General features: G+C 38.1%; 12 protein-coding genes. 9 read left to right on the top strand and 3 right to left on the bottom strand.

What is annotated here, in order from left to right; all coding sequences use genetic code 11:
* Position 1: 1 nt before the first annotated feature.
* From QL986_RS01495 to QL986_RS01485, 3 genes are all read left to right on the top strand, one after another.
* Entirely contained in the window at positions 2–844 is an 843-nt protein-coding gene (locus QL986_RS01495; RefSeq protein ID WP_290191039.1) for a ScpA family protein, read from the top strand.
* A 147-nt stretch (positions 845–991) separates the two neighbouring features.
* A complete protein-coding gene (locus QL986_RS01490; protein ID WP_024603087.1) occupies positions 992–1,543 on the top strand; it encodes a cytochrome b in 552 nt (183 codons plus the stop codon).
* A 1-nt stretch (position 1,544) separates the two neighbouring features.
* Positions 1,545–2,126, top strand: coding sequence for a YceI family protein (locus tag QL986_RS01485; RefSeq protein WP_290191038.1), 582 nt, complete (start codon positions 1,545–1,547; stop codon positions 2,124–2,126).
* A 50-nt stretch (positions 2,127–2,176) separates the two neighbouring features.
* On the opposite strand, the gene QL986_RS01480 is transcribed toward QL986_RS01485, so the two are convergent.
* Positions 2,177–3,010, bottom strand: a complete 834-nt coding sequence (locus QL986_RS01480; protein ID WP_290171853.1) for a transporter substrate-binding domain-containing protein — start codon at positions 3,008–3,010, stop codon at positions 2,177–2,179.
* A gap of 122 nt (positions 3,011–3,132) precedes the next feature.
* Entirely contained in the window at positions 3,133–3,300 is a 168-nt protein-coding gene (locus QL986_RS01475; RefSeq protein WP_175610048.1) for a hypothetical protein, read from the bottom strand.
* 413 nt (positions 3,301–3,713) lie between these two features.
* On the opposite strand from QL986_RS01475, the gene QL986_RS01470 reads away from it, so the two are divergent.
* The 6 genes from QL986_RS01470 (at position 3,714) to icd (ending at position 14,329) form a co-directional block, all read left to right on the top strand.
* On the top strand, positions 3,714–4,649 hold the full coding sequence (locus QL986_RS01470; protein ID WP_290191037.1) for an acetoacetate decarboxylase: 936 nt from the start codon (positions 3,714–3,716) through the stop codon (positions 4,647–4,649).
* Between the two features lie 20 nt (positions 4,650–4,669).
* Positions 4,670–6,919 (top strand): NAD(P)-binding protein, encoded by a 2,250-nt coding sequence (locus QL986_RS01465; protein ID WP_290191036.1) that lies wholly within the window; start codon positions 4,670–4,672, stop codon positions 6,917–6,919.
* 87 nt (positions 6,920–7,006) lie between these two features.
* On the top strand, positions 7,007–9,277 hold the full coding sequence (locus QL986_RS01460) for a TonB-dependent receptor (protein ID WP_290191035.1): 2,271 nt from the start codon (positions 7,007–7,009) through the stop codon (positions 9,275–9,277).
* A gap of 15 nt (positions 9,278–9,292) precedes the next feature.
* Entirely contained in the window at positions 9,293–11,977 is a 2,685-nt protein-coding gene (locus QL986_RS01455; protein ID WP_290191034.1) for a 7TM diverse intracellular signaling domain-containing protein, read from the top strand.
* Between the two features lie 97 nt (positions 11,978–12,074).
* Positions 12,075–12,815, top strand: a complete 741-nt coding sequence (locus QL986_RS01450; protein ID WP_058154721.1) for a glycosyltransferase family 2 protein — start codon at positions 12,075–12,077, stop codon at positions 12,813–12,815.
* Positions 12,816–13,078: 263 nt separating this feature from the next.
* The gene (icd, locus tag QL986_RS01445; RefSeq protein ID WP_290191033.1) at positions 13,079–14,329 is read left to right on the top strand and encodes an NADP-dependent isocitrate dehydrogenase; all 1,251 of its coding nucleotides are present in this window, start codon (positions 13,079–13,081) and stop codon (positions 14,327–14,329) included.
* An 11-nt stretch (positions 14,330–14,340) separates the two neighbouring features.
* Here the strand turns inward: icd and QL986_RS01440 are convergent, their stop codons facing one another.
* Positions 14,341–14,787 (bottom strand): hypothetical protein, encoded by a 447-nt coding sequence (locus QL986_RS01440; RefSeq protein ID WP_013465068.1) that lies wholly within the window; start codon positions 14,785–14,787, stop codon positions 14,341–14,343.
* Positions 14,788–14,821: the final 34 nt, after the last annotated feature.

The following is a 14,821-nucleotide window of genomic DNA, read 5'->3' as shown; positions in this document are numbered from 1 at the left end:
AATGAAACAGTCTGAGACGCTATCATCAACGCCAACACCTGATATGCCAGTGCAGCAAAAGCTCCCTCTGGCTTTTTTACATGGTAAAGCCGTTGTTGATAAACCCGAAGATTTATATATCCCGCCTGATGCCCTTGAAGTTATTTTAGAAACCTTTGAAGGGCCTTTGGATCTGCTGCTTTATTTAATCAAAAAACATAAGCTAGATGTTCTTGAGTTGTCTATTTTTAGCATTACTGAGCAGTATGTAAAATATGTAGAAATGATGAGCGAGTTCCAGCTAGAACTCGCGGGTGAATATTTAGTAATGGCGGCATTGCTGGCACAAATTAAATCTAGGCTGTTACTGCCTGTTCATGAAGAGTTAGAAGAAGAAGATGATCCCCGCGCCGAGCTTATAAAACGTCTACAAGAGTACGAACAATTTAAAAAAGCGTCCGAAAATATAGACAGCCTACCTCGTGTTGGCCGCGATATCTTTATAGCGCAGGCAAGCGTGCCAGAACTAGCAGAAAAAAACCAGCCATTACCTGAACTGGCAATCAAAGATTTATTGTTAGCGCTAAGCGATGTCATGGCGCGTGCAAAAACATTCGAGCATCATTTAATTAGCGCTGAAACCCTTTCAACGCGTGAGCGCATGAGCTTGATTTTAAATACCTTATCCCAATCAAAAGCGCCTGTTGCGTTTACTCAATTATTTACCTTTGAAGAGGGACGCAGTGGGGTTGTTGTTAGTTTTATCGCTATGTTAGAACTAATAAAAGAGGGCCTGATTGCCTGCTTACAGGTTGAACCTGATAGCCAAATATACGTGTCTCTTAACGAGTCAGCTGCTAGCTAATCCCTTCTCAACGTCATTTACAATTATATTAACCTTATACATTTTACTGTGCGTATACGCACGATGAGTGTTTGCATAAGCTATTTTAATCACCACTTAATCATTATATCGTAGTGTTATTACTAAATAAGAGATTGGCAGTAGGGAATGTTTAAAAACTCAAAAACCAGCTATGGCGTGGTGGCTATATTTTTACACTGGCTAATGGCGCTGACCGTGTTTGGTCTGTTTGGTTTAGGTTTATATATGGTTGAGCTGACTTATTATGATAGTTGGTATAAAGGATCATTAGACCTACACAAAAGCATTGGCCTTAGCTTAGCAGCGGTTTTTGTTTTTAGGCTGTTATGGCGACACTTTAGTGTTAAACCCAGTCCGATTGGCAGTAACAAGCAGTTAAATCAATTAGCCCAAACAGCACATATTTTAATGTATCTGTTTTTACTGATCATTATGGTGTCAGGGTATTTAATTTCGACGGCTGATGGACGACCCATAGAAGTATTTGGCTTTTTTTATGTAAAAGCTATCGACTTTGCGTTTGATTCTCAGGCTGATATAGCCGGGCAAATCCATTTCTATAGCGCATGCTTATTAATTGGATTTGTAGTATTGCACGTGTTAGGTGCGCTAAAACATCACTTTATCGATAAAGATAAAACATTAATTAGAATGATCACATTACAAAAGGATGATTAAAATGAAAAAATTATTTTTAACTTCAGCGTTATCAGCAGCGATGTTTATGACAGCGACCACTGCGAATGCCGCAGATTATGTTATTGACACAAAAGGTGCGCATGCTTTTGTAAACTTTAAGATTAAACATTTAGGCTACAGCTGGCTGCATGGGCGTTTTAATACCTTTGATGGCAAATTTAACTACGATGCTAAAAATCCAAATGCGTCTCAAATTAGTGTAAATATTGATACGGCAAGCCTAGATTCAAATCACGCAGAACGTGATAAACACTTACGTGGTAGTGACTTTTTAAACGTAAGCAAATACCCACAGGCAAGCTTTAAGAGTACAGCGATTAAGTTTGACGAAGACGGTGAAGAAGCCACAGTAACCGGTGACTTTACTCTACACGGTGTTACGAAGACAATTACCTTTGAAATAGATAAAATTGGTGAAGGTAAAGATCCATGGGGTGATTACCGTGTTGGTTTTGAAGGAGAAACTAGCTTAAAACTGGCCGACTACGGTATTGACTATAACTTAGGCCCAGCATCTACCCATGTTGATATTGGTTTATTTATTGAAGGTATTCGCCAGTAAGACTATTTTAAAAAAGCTAAGCGCTAATTAGTAATACGCTTAGCTTTTTATTATTGTAAATGTGCTTCTAATTTGGGTTTTAAATGACTTGGTAACCACCGAGTTAATATCTGTTTATAGTTTTCAGTCTGCTTAATCAGTTTGAGTTGTTGATTAAGCGTAGCAATATCCTCTGCACCTTGCTCGTTTTTAGTACAGCCAATGTAACCGTAACTTATTTCTGGTGCTTCAGTGAGCATCCGCTGGGTTAAATTATCAGTAAACCCCATTGTTTTTGCTAAATAATAATGTTCACTTGGGTAACCTAATAAAATATCAATTCTTTTAAGGTTAAGCATATATGTTAACGTACTGAGGGTATCGCGGGTTGGTCGAATGACCAGATTTATACCGGGTGTGGTGTTGATTATTTTATCAATTTCACTGCCATAGGAGCGATTCATAGATACACCTAAGGTAAGCTTTTTATTAACTAATAAATTGGTTAATGACACCGGTTTAGCGTCTTCAATATCAAGCGCACTACTTAGCTTGGTATGCATGGCAATTGATGGCGAAAGCCCTGCTGTAGAGCTTTGATGTGTGAAATAAACACGCTCTTCGCGGTATTTATTCCTATAGAGCGACAAAGCACAGGCATTAGACTGCAGGTTTGCGAGTTCCTGAATCACTTTACCTGAGGGGATGATCACTCTTTCAAAGGTAATATGCGGCAGCTGCTGTTCTAAAAGCGAAATAATACTTTCGTCACGACCTTGGGATTTGTTCGGCCCGCTTATAATGTAGTAGGGCGCAAAATCATGTGTTAACCATTTTATTGTTCTGGCATTACACTTTGTGCTTAAAAATACACAGACTAACAGTATTAACCACGAAAACCGCATTGGCACTACAACGAATAAATAAACAAGGATTTAAGTGTAGTCAATAATACACCAAAAAGTAAAATGCCAGCTTCACGCTGGCATTTAGATTTATTTATAAGTGTTTAACTTATCAATAATAATTAGCTGGCTTTGAGCCACTTTACAAATTGACGTGCATCACTTGCTTTTTGAAACAATGCATTTTTCAAACCTTGTGTATCGCTAAAGATTACACGATGTTTGTTAACCGAAATTGATTGCACTGGATGTGCTATTTGGATCATAGATCCGTTATATTGGTATGACATAATAAAACTCACTTTATTTTTGTTATTTATTCTGGGCTTTTTCTTAAAGCACATTACAGATGATAAATAATCTAATTGTGTTTAGCTTCATTACAGTGTTGACGATCTTTATGACACTTTTACGATGATATTAAAAATAAATCATCAAGGTATTAATAGGGGTTCTCGCCGTACAATAACTTAGCTTTTGAATATACGTTTTGCGGGGCTTACTGGATCAGGGTAAAGAGGTTAACCGCTAGGGCTTTTTATAGCCAAGCAGCGATACTACTTCACAACATTTTACTTTGCAAGCAATTTATTAAAATACTTTGAATCGAGTGGAATTCACATATAGCCATAAATATTAATTCGCAAAGGTCAACAGACCCTAATATATCTGACTATACTCAGTTTTTAACTGAGGGGGTCAAATGAGCTCACTATCTACGCCATATCAACATTTTTTATCTAATCCAATAGCAAAGCCGCCTTGTCGTATGCACAATGCGAATATGTATGGTTTTTTTGCTGAGATAGAATTAGCTAAATCACAAAGATATATTGATTCAACGCTAAACGTAGGCGTTAAAGGGAATATTCGTTTTAAAATACTTGGCGAGTTTGCACTTATTACATTTACAGATATTGAAAAAATAGCCTCAATGACACCGCCTTTCGATCAGCATGGTTGGATGCAAGAAACAGATATTATCATCTGGTTGCCTGTCGCTAAAGTTGAAGATGAGGATATAACCTACCTATATTGGTATCCTGCATTTATCTGCGTTAATAACATTTATGCACTCATAAATGGTCGCGAAACGTGGGGCTATAATAAATATTTATGTGATTACATTATGCCCGAGTGTGTAACTGAGCTTTCGAATTTTTCACTATCTTTAGAATGCTTTGATCATTTTTCGCCTGAATCAAAGCTGCAAATGCATGAGTTATTTACAATTACAATAAACTCTCAGGGGCACGAAAATGACTTTTTCTCTGTCCTAGATGATTTTGGCGAGCAAGTAGCAAATTTGTTTTCTCGTAAACATTTAGGCATTGATTTGTCATTATTAAAGCAGCTATTGAATGGGTTTGTTAATCCACAAATGGATCAAATATTGTTTAAGCAATTTCCCGATGGCAGTAGTGATTCAGCGGTATACCAAAGCGTAATGCACTCACCCTCTATGATTAAAAAAATACATCGCTTTAAATTTCTGAAACCTGAGTTTACGTTACATCTTAATAAATTAGATAGTTTCCCCCTTGCCGATATGTTTGGTCTGAAGTTAGGTAGTCAAGCGCTGCACTTACCATTTTATGTTCAAATGGATTTTGACCAGTTAGCCGCAACTAAAATTTAAATTACTTAGAAGGATTTATCATGGGCCAAGAAAAAATTGTGATAATTGGTGGCGGTGTATCGGCTATGACTGCTGCACTGTATTTAACCGAGCAGCGTGATTGGCAACAGCATCGAACTATTACTGTATACCAACAAGGTTGGCGTTTGGGTGGTAAAGGCGCAAGTGGCCGTAATGCGGCTCGTGGGCAGCGTATTGAAGAGCATGGCTTGCATGTATGGTTTGGTGCTTATGTAAATAGCTTTAAAACTATAGAAACGGTTTACACTAAGTTACAACGCCCAGTCGATTCACCTTTATCTACATGGCAGCAAGCTTTAAAGCCGCATAGTTTTATAGCACTAGAAGAATATATTAATGATCAATGGCCAACATGGCCAATAGATTTCCCCTTATTACCTGGAAATCCTGCGGAGGGTAGTTTGGATATTACGCCATGGGACTTTATTAAAATGACCCTAGCTTGGCTAAAAAAGTGGATACTGGATTTACAATTAGCCGCAAAAAAAGCCAATAAAAATATAAAACTGAGCACAAAAAAATCTCGTGATCAGTCTTTATTACGCCATTTACATCAACAAATAGCGGACTTGGTTGATGATACAGAGGAAACTTGGCAACACTTTGCTGATGATATAAAACAATACTCAAGTGAAATAGCCTCTACTCCCAGCTTATTAATAAGTAAATTAAATCAGTTTGCTCACGCTGACAATACATTAAAACCCCAAGTACAAGAGAAAAAAGATGGCCTTGTCATTTGGTATATAGTTAGAAAACTAAAGCGTTGGCTAAATAGCGAAATGATTGAGTTATTAGACAATAATGCGCAGCTTAGACGATTATATATTTGTGCAGACCTTGCTATTGCAATGTTGGTTGGCCTGGTCAAAGACAAAGTATATCGAGATGGGTTTGGGGTAATAAACAAATTTGATTTTAGACAGTGGCTGATAAGAAATGGGGCAAATGAGCAGTACAGTGCTAACTCTGCGCCAATACGGGGATTTTATGATTTAGTATTTGCTTACGCTGATGGAGACATCAGTAAGCCTAATGTTGAAGCCGGTGTTGCATCACTAGCTATGTTACGTATTGCGCTGTGTTATCGCGGTGGCGTCATGTGGAAAATGCAAGCGGGGATGGGCGATGTCATTTTTGCTCCACTGTATGAGCTACTAAAAAAAAGAGGGGTTAAGTTTGAATATTTCCATCAATTGAAAAACCTGGAACCCAGCCTAAATGAGCAGGGTGAACGTTTTGTTGAGATAATTAAGTTACAGCAACAAGTTACTTTGAAATCAGGCGCTGAATATCAACCACTTGTTGATGTGAAAAAACTACCTTGTTGGCCAAGTGAGCCGCTTTATGCGCAAATTAATAGTGAACAAGCTGCACTATTAAAACAGCATAATATTAATTTAGAATCTTTTTGGTCTAACTGGCCAGCTCAATATGAAAATCATTTTGGGCAGCCCCTACCAATAAAAAAATTACGCTACAAAGATGACTTTGACAGGATTATTCTTGGCGTATCTGTTGCTTCACTTGAACATGTATGTCCTTCTTTACTTGCATTGGATACAAATTTTGCAGCTCAAGCAAAGCAAGTTAAAACGGTGGCAACGCAGGCAGCCCAATTGTGGCTTAGTAAGACTGACGAGCAATTAGGTTGGCAATATAGGCCACCTAGCAAAGAAGGCCCCATTCTCAGTAGCTTTAGCGAACCATTTGATACATGGGCGGCGATGATGAATTTAATCGACAAAGAGCAATGGCCTATCGATTGTCCTCCTAAAAACATTGCTTACTTTTGCAGTGTTTTTCCTTGTGACTATTACCCGCCACAAAGTGAACATCAATTTGTTTTTCAAGCAAAATCGCAAGTAAAAGCTAATCTTAAAGGTATGCTAGAAAATAACATACAGGCTATTTGGCCATTAGCGTATCAAAATAATCAATTTGACTGGTCTGTTTTGCATGGCTCTCAGTTATCAGGGGATGAACGATTAAATGCTCAATACTGGCGAGTAAATGTGGATCCCAGTGAGCGCTATGTTTTGTCAGTTGCGGGCTCAAGTCAATATCGTCTGGCAACTGATGAAACACAATTTACCAATCTTTTTATTACCGGTGACTGGATAAAAACAGGCGTTAATGCCGGTTGTGTTGAAGCGGCTGTCATGGCTGGTATGCAAACAGCAAGAGCAATGGTGGGTTACCCACAACACATTAGTGGCGAAGATGCATTTGCAGCCCTCAAACATTAAAATATTATTCATATAACCGTATTATCGATTGATTAGTATATAATTAAACATGCTGTTTACATTTGTCTAGCGTAAAGGTCACAAGAAATGAAAAATAAAGGCAAGCTTCTCAATAAGAAAATAGGGTTGATATGCTTACCAGGCTTTTTACTGCCACTGCAGGCGAAAGTACTTGTAGATGATGAAAGTGCGAATGCGCGTAATATGGAAATCATAGAAGTTTATGCGCAAAAAAGAGCGCAAAAAATTGAAGAAGTTGGCATTTCTGTAAGCACCATTAAAGGTAATGATCTTCAAGTACAACACGTTAAAGATTCGACAGAGTTGTCTGTATTTGCTCCTAATCTAAAAATTAGTCAAAACGCAGCGGAAGGCACACCGCCAGCGGTTAACATTCGTGGTGTAGGGCTAGTTGATTACAATACGGCGAATACATCCCCTGTGGCGATGTATGTTGATGACATTGCTGTTGGCTCTGCAAGTAACCAAATTGTTAATTTATTTGATATTGAACAAATTGATATTTTGCGTGGTCCTCAAGGCACTTTATTTGGTCGCAACTCTACAGGGGGCGCTATTTTAATCCGCTCTAAACGCCCTGAGTTTGAACAAAGTGGTTATTTAAGCACTGGCATTGCTAATAACAATGCGACCAGTGTTGATGCTATGTTTAATTCAGCAATTAGTGAAAACACTGCCGTTCGTATAGCGCTTAATCATCAAGATTATGATTATTCCACTAACAATATTTTTGCCGACTCACCGAAAGCTGGCATGCGACAAACGAATGGCCGAGTTTCCTTTTTAGCTGATTTTGACACGGTACAGCTATTGATAAAAGGGCATATTGCCGATTGGGATGGCATAGTACAGCCGGTTGGCAGTATTGGAATTGTTGCTAATCCACTAACAGGAGAGCGATGCTCGCCAGCACAAGCGGGTTCAACCAGCTGTTTTGATAATTTTGGCTTTAATGATGCCAGTGATGATTTTTATACAGTCAGCGTAAATAATAATTCGCCTCATAAAACAGATGGTAAGGGCATTAGCGCCCATGCTAATTGGCAATTAGACACACACAATGAGCTTGTTTTTTTAAGCAGTTATAACAAATTAAAACGGGACCATGCTTTTAATTGTGATGGCTCTCCCGCACAGTTATGTGAGGGCAACTTAGGGTTAAATACTGATTTGGTGACGCAAGAATTGCGATTGCAATCTCAGTTGGGTGAGCATTTTTTAACGACGGGAATATATTATGCTGATGAGTCTATTGTTCAAGATAATGTAAATGATATTTTACGGGACTATCGGGGAATTTTAGCGACAGATTTAACCGCTACTTTTTTTTATAATAATAAAATAAACACAAAGAGTATGGCTGCGTTTACGCAATTCGATTATCAATTAAACCAAGATTGGTTGATCACTGCAGGGCTTCGTTACTCTTATGAATCGTTAGACTACGACTCAGTATCTCAGCTTAACGTTGTTATAGATGCTAACGATTTAACAGGAGTTAGGGTTCCATTTTATCGTGTTCAAGGAGAGCAGTCAGATGATGGCATTTCTGGGCAGTTAGGAGTGAACTTTAAAGTCGATGATTCAACTTACGCCTATTATCGTTTTGCTAATGGCGCCAAAAGCGGAGGCTATAACGGTGGCTTTTTATCATCGGTTGAACAAGCCCAACTCGCTGACTATCAAAAAGAGCGGTTAAACTCACATGAAATCGGATCAAAGTCCTGGTGGCCACAGCAGGGTATTCGATTTAACTGGGCTGCATTTTATTATGATTATAATGATCAACAAGTCTTTATGAATCAGCCTTCAACATCTGAGCAGAGCCCGCCAATTCAATTATTAGAAAATGTGGCTGACTCCATTATTTACGGCTTAGAAGCTGATCTTGAGTATTGGCTGACCGATAATTTGAATGTTAAGTTTGCTATGGGTTATATACCTCATGCAGAGTTTGAAGAATATGTTGATCCACTAGGGAATGCGTTAACTGATAATCGTTTGCCGTTTACCTCAAAATGGAATCTCAGTGCGGGTATTGAATACACTTTTGAGGTGGCTAATCACCCGCTAACTACTCAATTATTAGTTGATTATCAATCCGATTACTATTTTGATCAGAATCAAAACCCCTATGCGATGCAAGACAGCTATAGTATTTTTAACGCCAATATACACTATCAACACGATAACTGGGGGGTTGCCATTTGGGGTAAAAACCTGTTTGGTACTCAATACAGTCACTTAAAATTTGATTTAAGTTCTTTTCTTGGCATGCTTGAAGATTTTAAGGGTGAAGGCCGGCGTTTTGGCTTGGATATTAGTTATCAGTTTTAATTTAAGGTGCAAAGTATGCCAATAAAGGCAGCTCTAAAGCTATTTATATATTGTGTATTTATATGCTTTAGCAATTTAGCAGTGGCAAATGCACTTGAGCCTTTTGCTTATACTTTGAAACAACAAGATACTGATTTGCTTAATCAAGGCAGTGTATTTCAAGTCACTGATGGCGCTTTTCCCCGAGATCATAGCGATATAGAAACGTGGCTTGAAAAAAAGCAACCACAATCGAGAACATCGTTTTTTGGTGGTAGTTTTTGGTTTGTGATTAAGCTGGAAAACAAAACTGATTTAAATGAACTTGTGTTATATCCCTATAACACGCTGCTTTCAAAAATTGAGACGCGTATTTATGATATGTCGGATTTTGATGAGCCAATAAATCGTTATACAACGGGTGGCATTTACCCTAATGAGTTTGCATTTCATTATGGTAATAGAATCGAGCTGACGCCTAATCGGCCCTACATATTAATTGCAAAATTTCAAAGTGAATACTTTTACACCCCACCTAAATTAGTGCTTTCACCTTATGATGATTTTTTTGTGAAAAAAACATCAGATAACATGATTATGCTACTGTGCTTCGGGGTTGGTATTGCATTAGGTTTATATAATTTTCTTATTTACTTGGGTGATAGAGATAAAACCCATTTGTATTACGCTCTGTTTACCGCGTGCTGGGTATTAGCTTGGAGTCAGTTTTTTCATATACCAGATCAAATTTTTGGTTTTTACAACGCCCATTTTCATTGGCTAGGTTTTACCTTAATTCCCATCACAAATATCTTATTTTTTAACAGCTTACTTAAATTAAAGGAAACGTCTCCTCAATTATCACGGTTTTCAATTTATTTGGGCATTATTGCTACCGCAGGTACTCCATTTGCAATCATTTGGCCAGGTTTTGGCTTTATATGGGCTACTTTAGTAACGGGGGCTACTTTGTGCCTGGGTATGATTGTTGGTATACGAAGTTGGTTAAGTGGCTTTAAGCCCGCTCGCTATTTTGTTTTAGCGTATTTGGCGATGGCCATTCCTAATATGGTCGGCAATTTAACTAATTTAGGGCTAATTGAACCTATAAAGATGGATCTCTATTTACTTGGGCTCATTGGTACCGCACTCGATGCAGTGCTACTTGCTTTTGCCGTGGCAAATAAATTTAGCATTTTACACCATGAGAATGTTGAGTTGACTAAAAATTTAGAACACAAAGTACAGTTGCGTACTCAAGAGTTACAACAATTAGCTGAAGAACTTCGTGATGCAAGTGAAGCTAAAAGTCGATTTTTAGCCAATATGAGCCACGAAATTCGCACCCCAATGACATCAATCATTGGTTATGCTGATGGTATTATTTTAGGTGATATACAGCCTCATGAGAGAAACCATGGCATTCGGGTGATTTTGCAAAATAGTCGTCATGTTCTTGGCTTAATTAATGACATTTTGGATATGTCAAAAATTGAGGCTAACCGTCTAGAGATAGAGCTAGTTGAAACGGACTTGTTTGCCACTATTGCTGAAATCGAATCGTTATTAGGAAAACAAATTCGTGATAAAGGCTTAAAATTTAAAGTTGATTATCAATTTCCGCTACCTGATTGGATAGTCTCAGATCCAACTCGATTGAGACAAATATTATTAAATTTAGCAAGCAATGCGCTTAAATTTACCAGCCAAGGTTATATAAAGCTAACGGTTAGCTGTAATAAAAAACAACTAATTATTAAAGTGAAAGATACGGGAATAGGTATGACCGACAGTGAGCAAAAAGATCTATTTACTCCCTTTCATCAAGCTGACTCGTCGATTTCTCGTAAATACGGTGGTACTGGACTTGGATTAAACATATCAAAAAGCTTAGCAACTAAACTAGATGGCGATATTACGGTTTATTCTGTGCTCGGAAGCGGCAGTGAGTTTTGTTTTATTATGGCACTGCATACAACGGCTCATACAAAATGGGTTAACGCATTTGACGATATTTGTAAGTCACAAAACAAAGAGCTCCCTATAAATAGTAACCAGCGAAATTTGATTGGTAGGGTACTCGTGGCTGAAGATCACCCAGAAAACCGACAGCTGATTAAGCGGATTTTAGAACGAATGGGTTTAACCGTGGTGACAGTAGAAAATGGCCGAGATGCTGCACAAGCGACACTTGATGAACAATTTGATTTAATTTTATTAGATATTCAAATGCCAATTATGGATGGTGAACAAGCAATTAATATTATGCAAGCAACAGGAGTAACAACACCGATTGTGGCGCTTACTGCGAACACGATGAAGCATGAAGTAGATCGTTATTTAAAACAAGGTTTTACCGATCATATTGCCAAACCCATCGATAGACGGTGTTTTAGTAGTAAAATCGCAAGTTATCTTGATATTGATATATGCGAAAATATTAAGCTGCCTGATGATGAGTTTGCACTTCTCAAGCAAGAATACATTAAAGGATTAAAAAAACAAAAACACACATTACAATCGCAATTTAAGCAGGGTGATATAACCGGTTTTGCACGCAGCGTACATATGATTAAGGGAACGGCAGGGATGTTTGAATGCCAAGCACTGTATCAACAAGCTGTTGAGTTTGAAAAACGATTAAAATCCGCTAACGCCGTGCTTGATAGACATCAAGTAGAGGCTTTACTCAATACAATTGACGTTATTTTAGAAGCTTAAAACCATACTTTTTAAAGCCTTGTTTCCTGTGTTGTTATGATCTGTTTATAATAGGAAGATAATTTTTAAAATACAGTGTTATTAAAAAGGAAATTTTGTGAAGCTATCTGTTTGTATTATATGTAAAAATGAAAAGGATAAAATTGAGCGTTGTTTAGAGTCAGTAAAGTGGGCAGATGAAATCATTGTACTTGATTCAGGCAGCACTGATGAAACACGTGCTATTGCAAATAAATACACAGATAAAGTATTTGTGCGTGATGACTGGCAAGGGTTTGGTGAGCAAAGACGTAGAGCAGAAGCATTAGCAACTAACGATTGGATTTTTGCAATTGACTGTGATGAAGTTGTCAGTGAGCGTTTAAAGGAAGAAATAATAACGACATTGGCAAAATGCAATGAGAAAAATATTTTAAAGCTTAACCGTTTAACGTATTTTTGTGGCCAATTTATTCGACACAGCGGCTGGTATCCTGATCGTATTGCGCGTATCTACAATAAAAAAATAACAGGTTATAACCAAAACTTAGTGCATGAGTCTGTTGTAATGCTTGATTGTAAACCAATTGAGTTGAAAGAAAATATATTACATTTTCAGCATGAAGATATTTTTGGCTATATGAATAAAAGAAATCATTATGCGCACATAGGTGCAGAGCAAATGGTAAATAAGGGTAAAAAACCATCACTCTTAAAGGCAAGTAGTTCCGCTTTTTTTGCTTTTATCCGCCATTATTTTTTAAGACGTGGCTTTTTAGATGGTAAAGCAGGATTTGTTATTGCGGTTATACAAAGTCAATATAGCTTTAATAAATACTTATTTGCCTATTATAAATAATCTCACTTAGCAGGTTAATTTTATAATCATCCGGTGGTTAAAATTAATCTGCAGTTATGCTCTACTCAGTAATGTTCTATTTGGTCGGGTGTTAAATAAAATGCCTGATGCCACCTTGGTTAAAAAATCGTTCCCTTATTTTTACTAATAGTGAATACCGTGCTGTTATTCGCTGCGGTGATATCAATTATAAAAATGCAATTACAGACACCTATTAACGAACATGCTTTAATGAAAATAGGATGTTTTTCTAGGTGTTAACAATGCAATATCAACATATTACTGTGCCAGAAAATGGTGAACATATACTTATTGATGAACAAGGACAGTGGCATATACCCGAACACCCTATTATTGCTTATATTGATGGTGATGGCGTCGGCCTCGATGTGATGCCAGTGATGCGAAAAGTAGTGGATGCCGCCATAGAGCATAGTTATGGCGCAAGACGCAAAATTCATTGGATGCAAGTTTATAATGGTGAGCAAGCTGCCAAGCTTTATGACGGTGATTGGTTCCCTCAAGAAACGATTAATGCAGTACGAGATTGTAAAATCGCGATTAAAGGCCCTTTAACAACACCGCTTGGAGGCGGATTTCGCTCGCTCAATGTCGCGCTTCGCCATGAAATGGATTTGTATGTAAATATGCGAACCATTAAAGGGTTTAGTGCATTACCGTCACCATTAAAAAACCCATTTACCACGCATATTACTGTGCTACGTGATAGCAGTGAAGATGTGTACTCAGGAATTGAGTGGCAAGCGGGCAGTGTTGAAAATGAAAAAATGCTCGATTTTTTATGTGAAGAAATGGGCGTAACTCGGCTTCGTTTTACCCAAGAATGTGGTTTAGGTATTAAAAATATCTCTAAAGAGGGATCAGAGCGATTAATACGCTATGCAATTAATTATGCCCTAAAAAATAATAGTGAATCACTCACTTTAGTTCACAAAGGCAATGTACTTAAGTTTACCGATGGCGCATTTAAGCGCTGGGGGTTTGCGCTGGCCAAACGTGAATACGCTGCCGTTGAACATCAAAACGGGCGCTGGCTTGAAATACAACGTGCTGATTTACCGCCGCTGGTTATTAAAGAAGTGATTGCCGATAATATGCTTCAGCAGTGTTTAATGGATCCTGCTCAATTTGATGTGGTGGCCACCACTAATCAAAACGGAGACTTTTTAGCCGATATGCTCAGTGCACAAGTCGGTGGAGTAGGGATTATGCCGGCGGCAAACTTAAATACCGAAGTTGCGTTTTTTGAACCCACACATGGTACATTTGAGCGCATAGCAGGACAAGATAAGGCAAATCCGAGCAGTAGCTTATTGAGTGCGGTGTTAATGCTTAAGTTTATGGGATGGAGTGAGGCTGCTTGTTTAATTGAAAACGCGCTTGAAAGCACATTTGCCAGTGGACAGATTACATTTGATTTAGCTCAATCAAATCATAACTCGACAACCTTAAGTTGCAAACAATTTGCCAACAAGGTTATCGAGCACTTTTAAAGGGCAGCATTTTACGCTGCAGAGGCGTTAGCTGTTTGCTCGCGATGAACGCATGGACGCTCTGTCAGCTCTGCAGCTCTGTGGTAAAGTTTATGGGCGCTTGGCTCATCACAGAGTGTGCCACTAAGCGTATCCATTAAAGCAACCACAATAATTGCAGGCACTTGGCAACAGTATTCATCTAGAACGGCTGCGGTTGTTTGTGCATCTACATGACAATGTGGATGACTTTTACGTTGATATGCATTTAATAAAGTATTCACGTCTAGAATGTCGTTTTCTTGGTGTTTTGTTTTACGACATGCACACCCAAACTCATCAACTAACGTGGCTAACGCTTGGTAAACGTGTTGCGTTTGAAGTGTTGTTTTACGACACAATTGTTGTTCAATGAATTGATGTAAATTTGCATCAATGAATAATCCGTCTTGTTGTGTGAAGCTTGCTGATGTTTGCATAATTATTACTCTTTGTTTGTTGGCTTAACTTCAC

This window comes from Pseudoalteromonas sp. APC 3250, from assembly GCF_030407915.1.
Classification (GTDB): Bacteria; Pseudomonadota; Gammaproteobacteria; order Enterobacterales; family Alteromonadaceae; genus Pseudoalteromonas; species Pseudoalteromonas tetraodonis.
The sequence above is the reverse complement of the archived record's forward strand: the minus strand, read 5'-3'. Positions and strand labels throughout refer to the sequence as shown.

Bases quoted from the DNA above. Each gene is read 5' to 3' on its own strand.
- QL986_RS01495 (WP_290191039.1), top strand. From the start codon at position 2: ATGAAACAGTCTGAGACGCTATCATCAACGCCAACACCTGATATGCCA.
- QL986_RS01490 (WP_024603087.1), top strand. From the start codon at position 992: ATGTTTAAAAACTCAAAAACCAGCTATGGCGTGGTGGCTATATTTTTA.
- QL986_RS01485 (WP_290191038.1), top strand. From the start codon at position 1,545: ATGAAAAAATTATTTTTAACTTCAGCGTTATCAGCAGCGATGTTTATG.
- QL986_RS01480 (WP_290171853.1), bottom strand. From the start codon at position 3,010: ATGCGGTTTTCGTGGTTAATACTGTTAGTCTGTGTATTTTTAAGCACA.
- QL986_RS01475 (WP_175610048.1), bottom strand. From the start codon at position 3,300: ATGTCATACCAATATAACGGATCTATGATCCAAATAGCACATCCAGTG.
- QL986_RS01470 (WP_290191037.1), top strand. From the start codon at position 3,714: ATGAGCTCACTATCTACGCCATATCAACATTTTTTATCTAATCCAATA.
- QL986_RS01465 (WP_290191036.1), top strand. From the start codon at position 4,670: ATGGGCCAAGAAAAAATTGTGATAATTGGTGGCGGTGTATCGGCTATG.
- QL986_RS01460 (WP_290191035.1), top strand. From the start codon at position 7,007: ATGAAAAATAAAGGCAAGCTTCTCAATAAGAAAATAGGGTTGATATGC.
- QL986_RS01455 (WP_290191034.1), top strand. From the start codon at position 9,293: ATGCCAATAAAGGCAGCTCTAAAGCTATTTATATATTGTGTATTTATA.
- icd (WP_290191033.1), top strand. From the start codon at position 13,079: ATGCAATATCAACATATTACTGTGCCAGAAAATGGTGAACATATACTT.
- QL986_RS01440 (WP_013465068.1), bottom strand. From the start codon at position 14,787: ATGCAAACATCAGCAAGCTTCACACAACAAGACGGATTATTCATTGAT.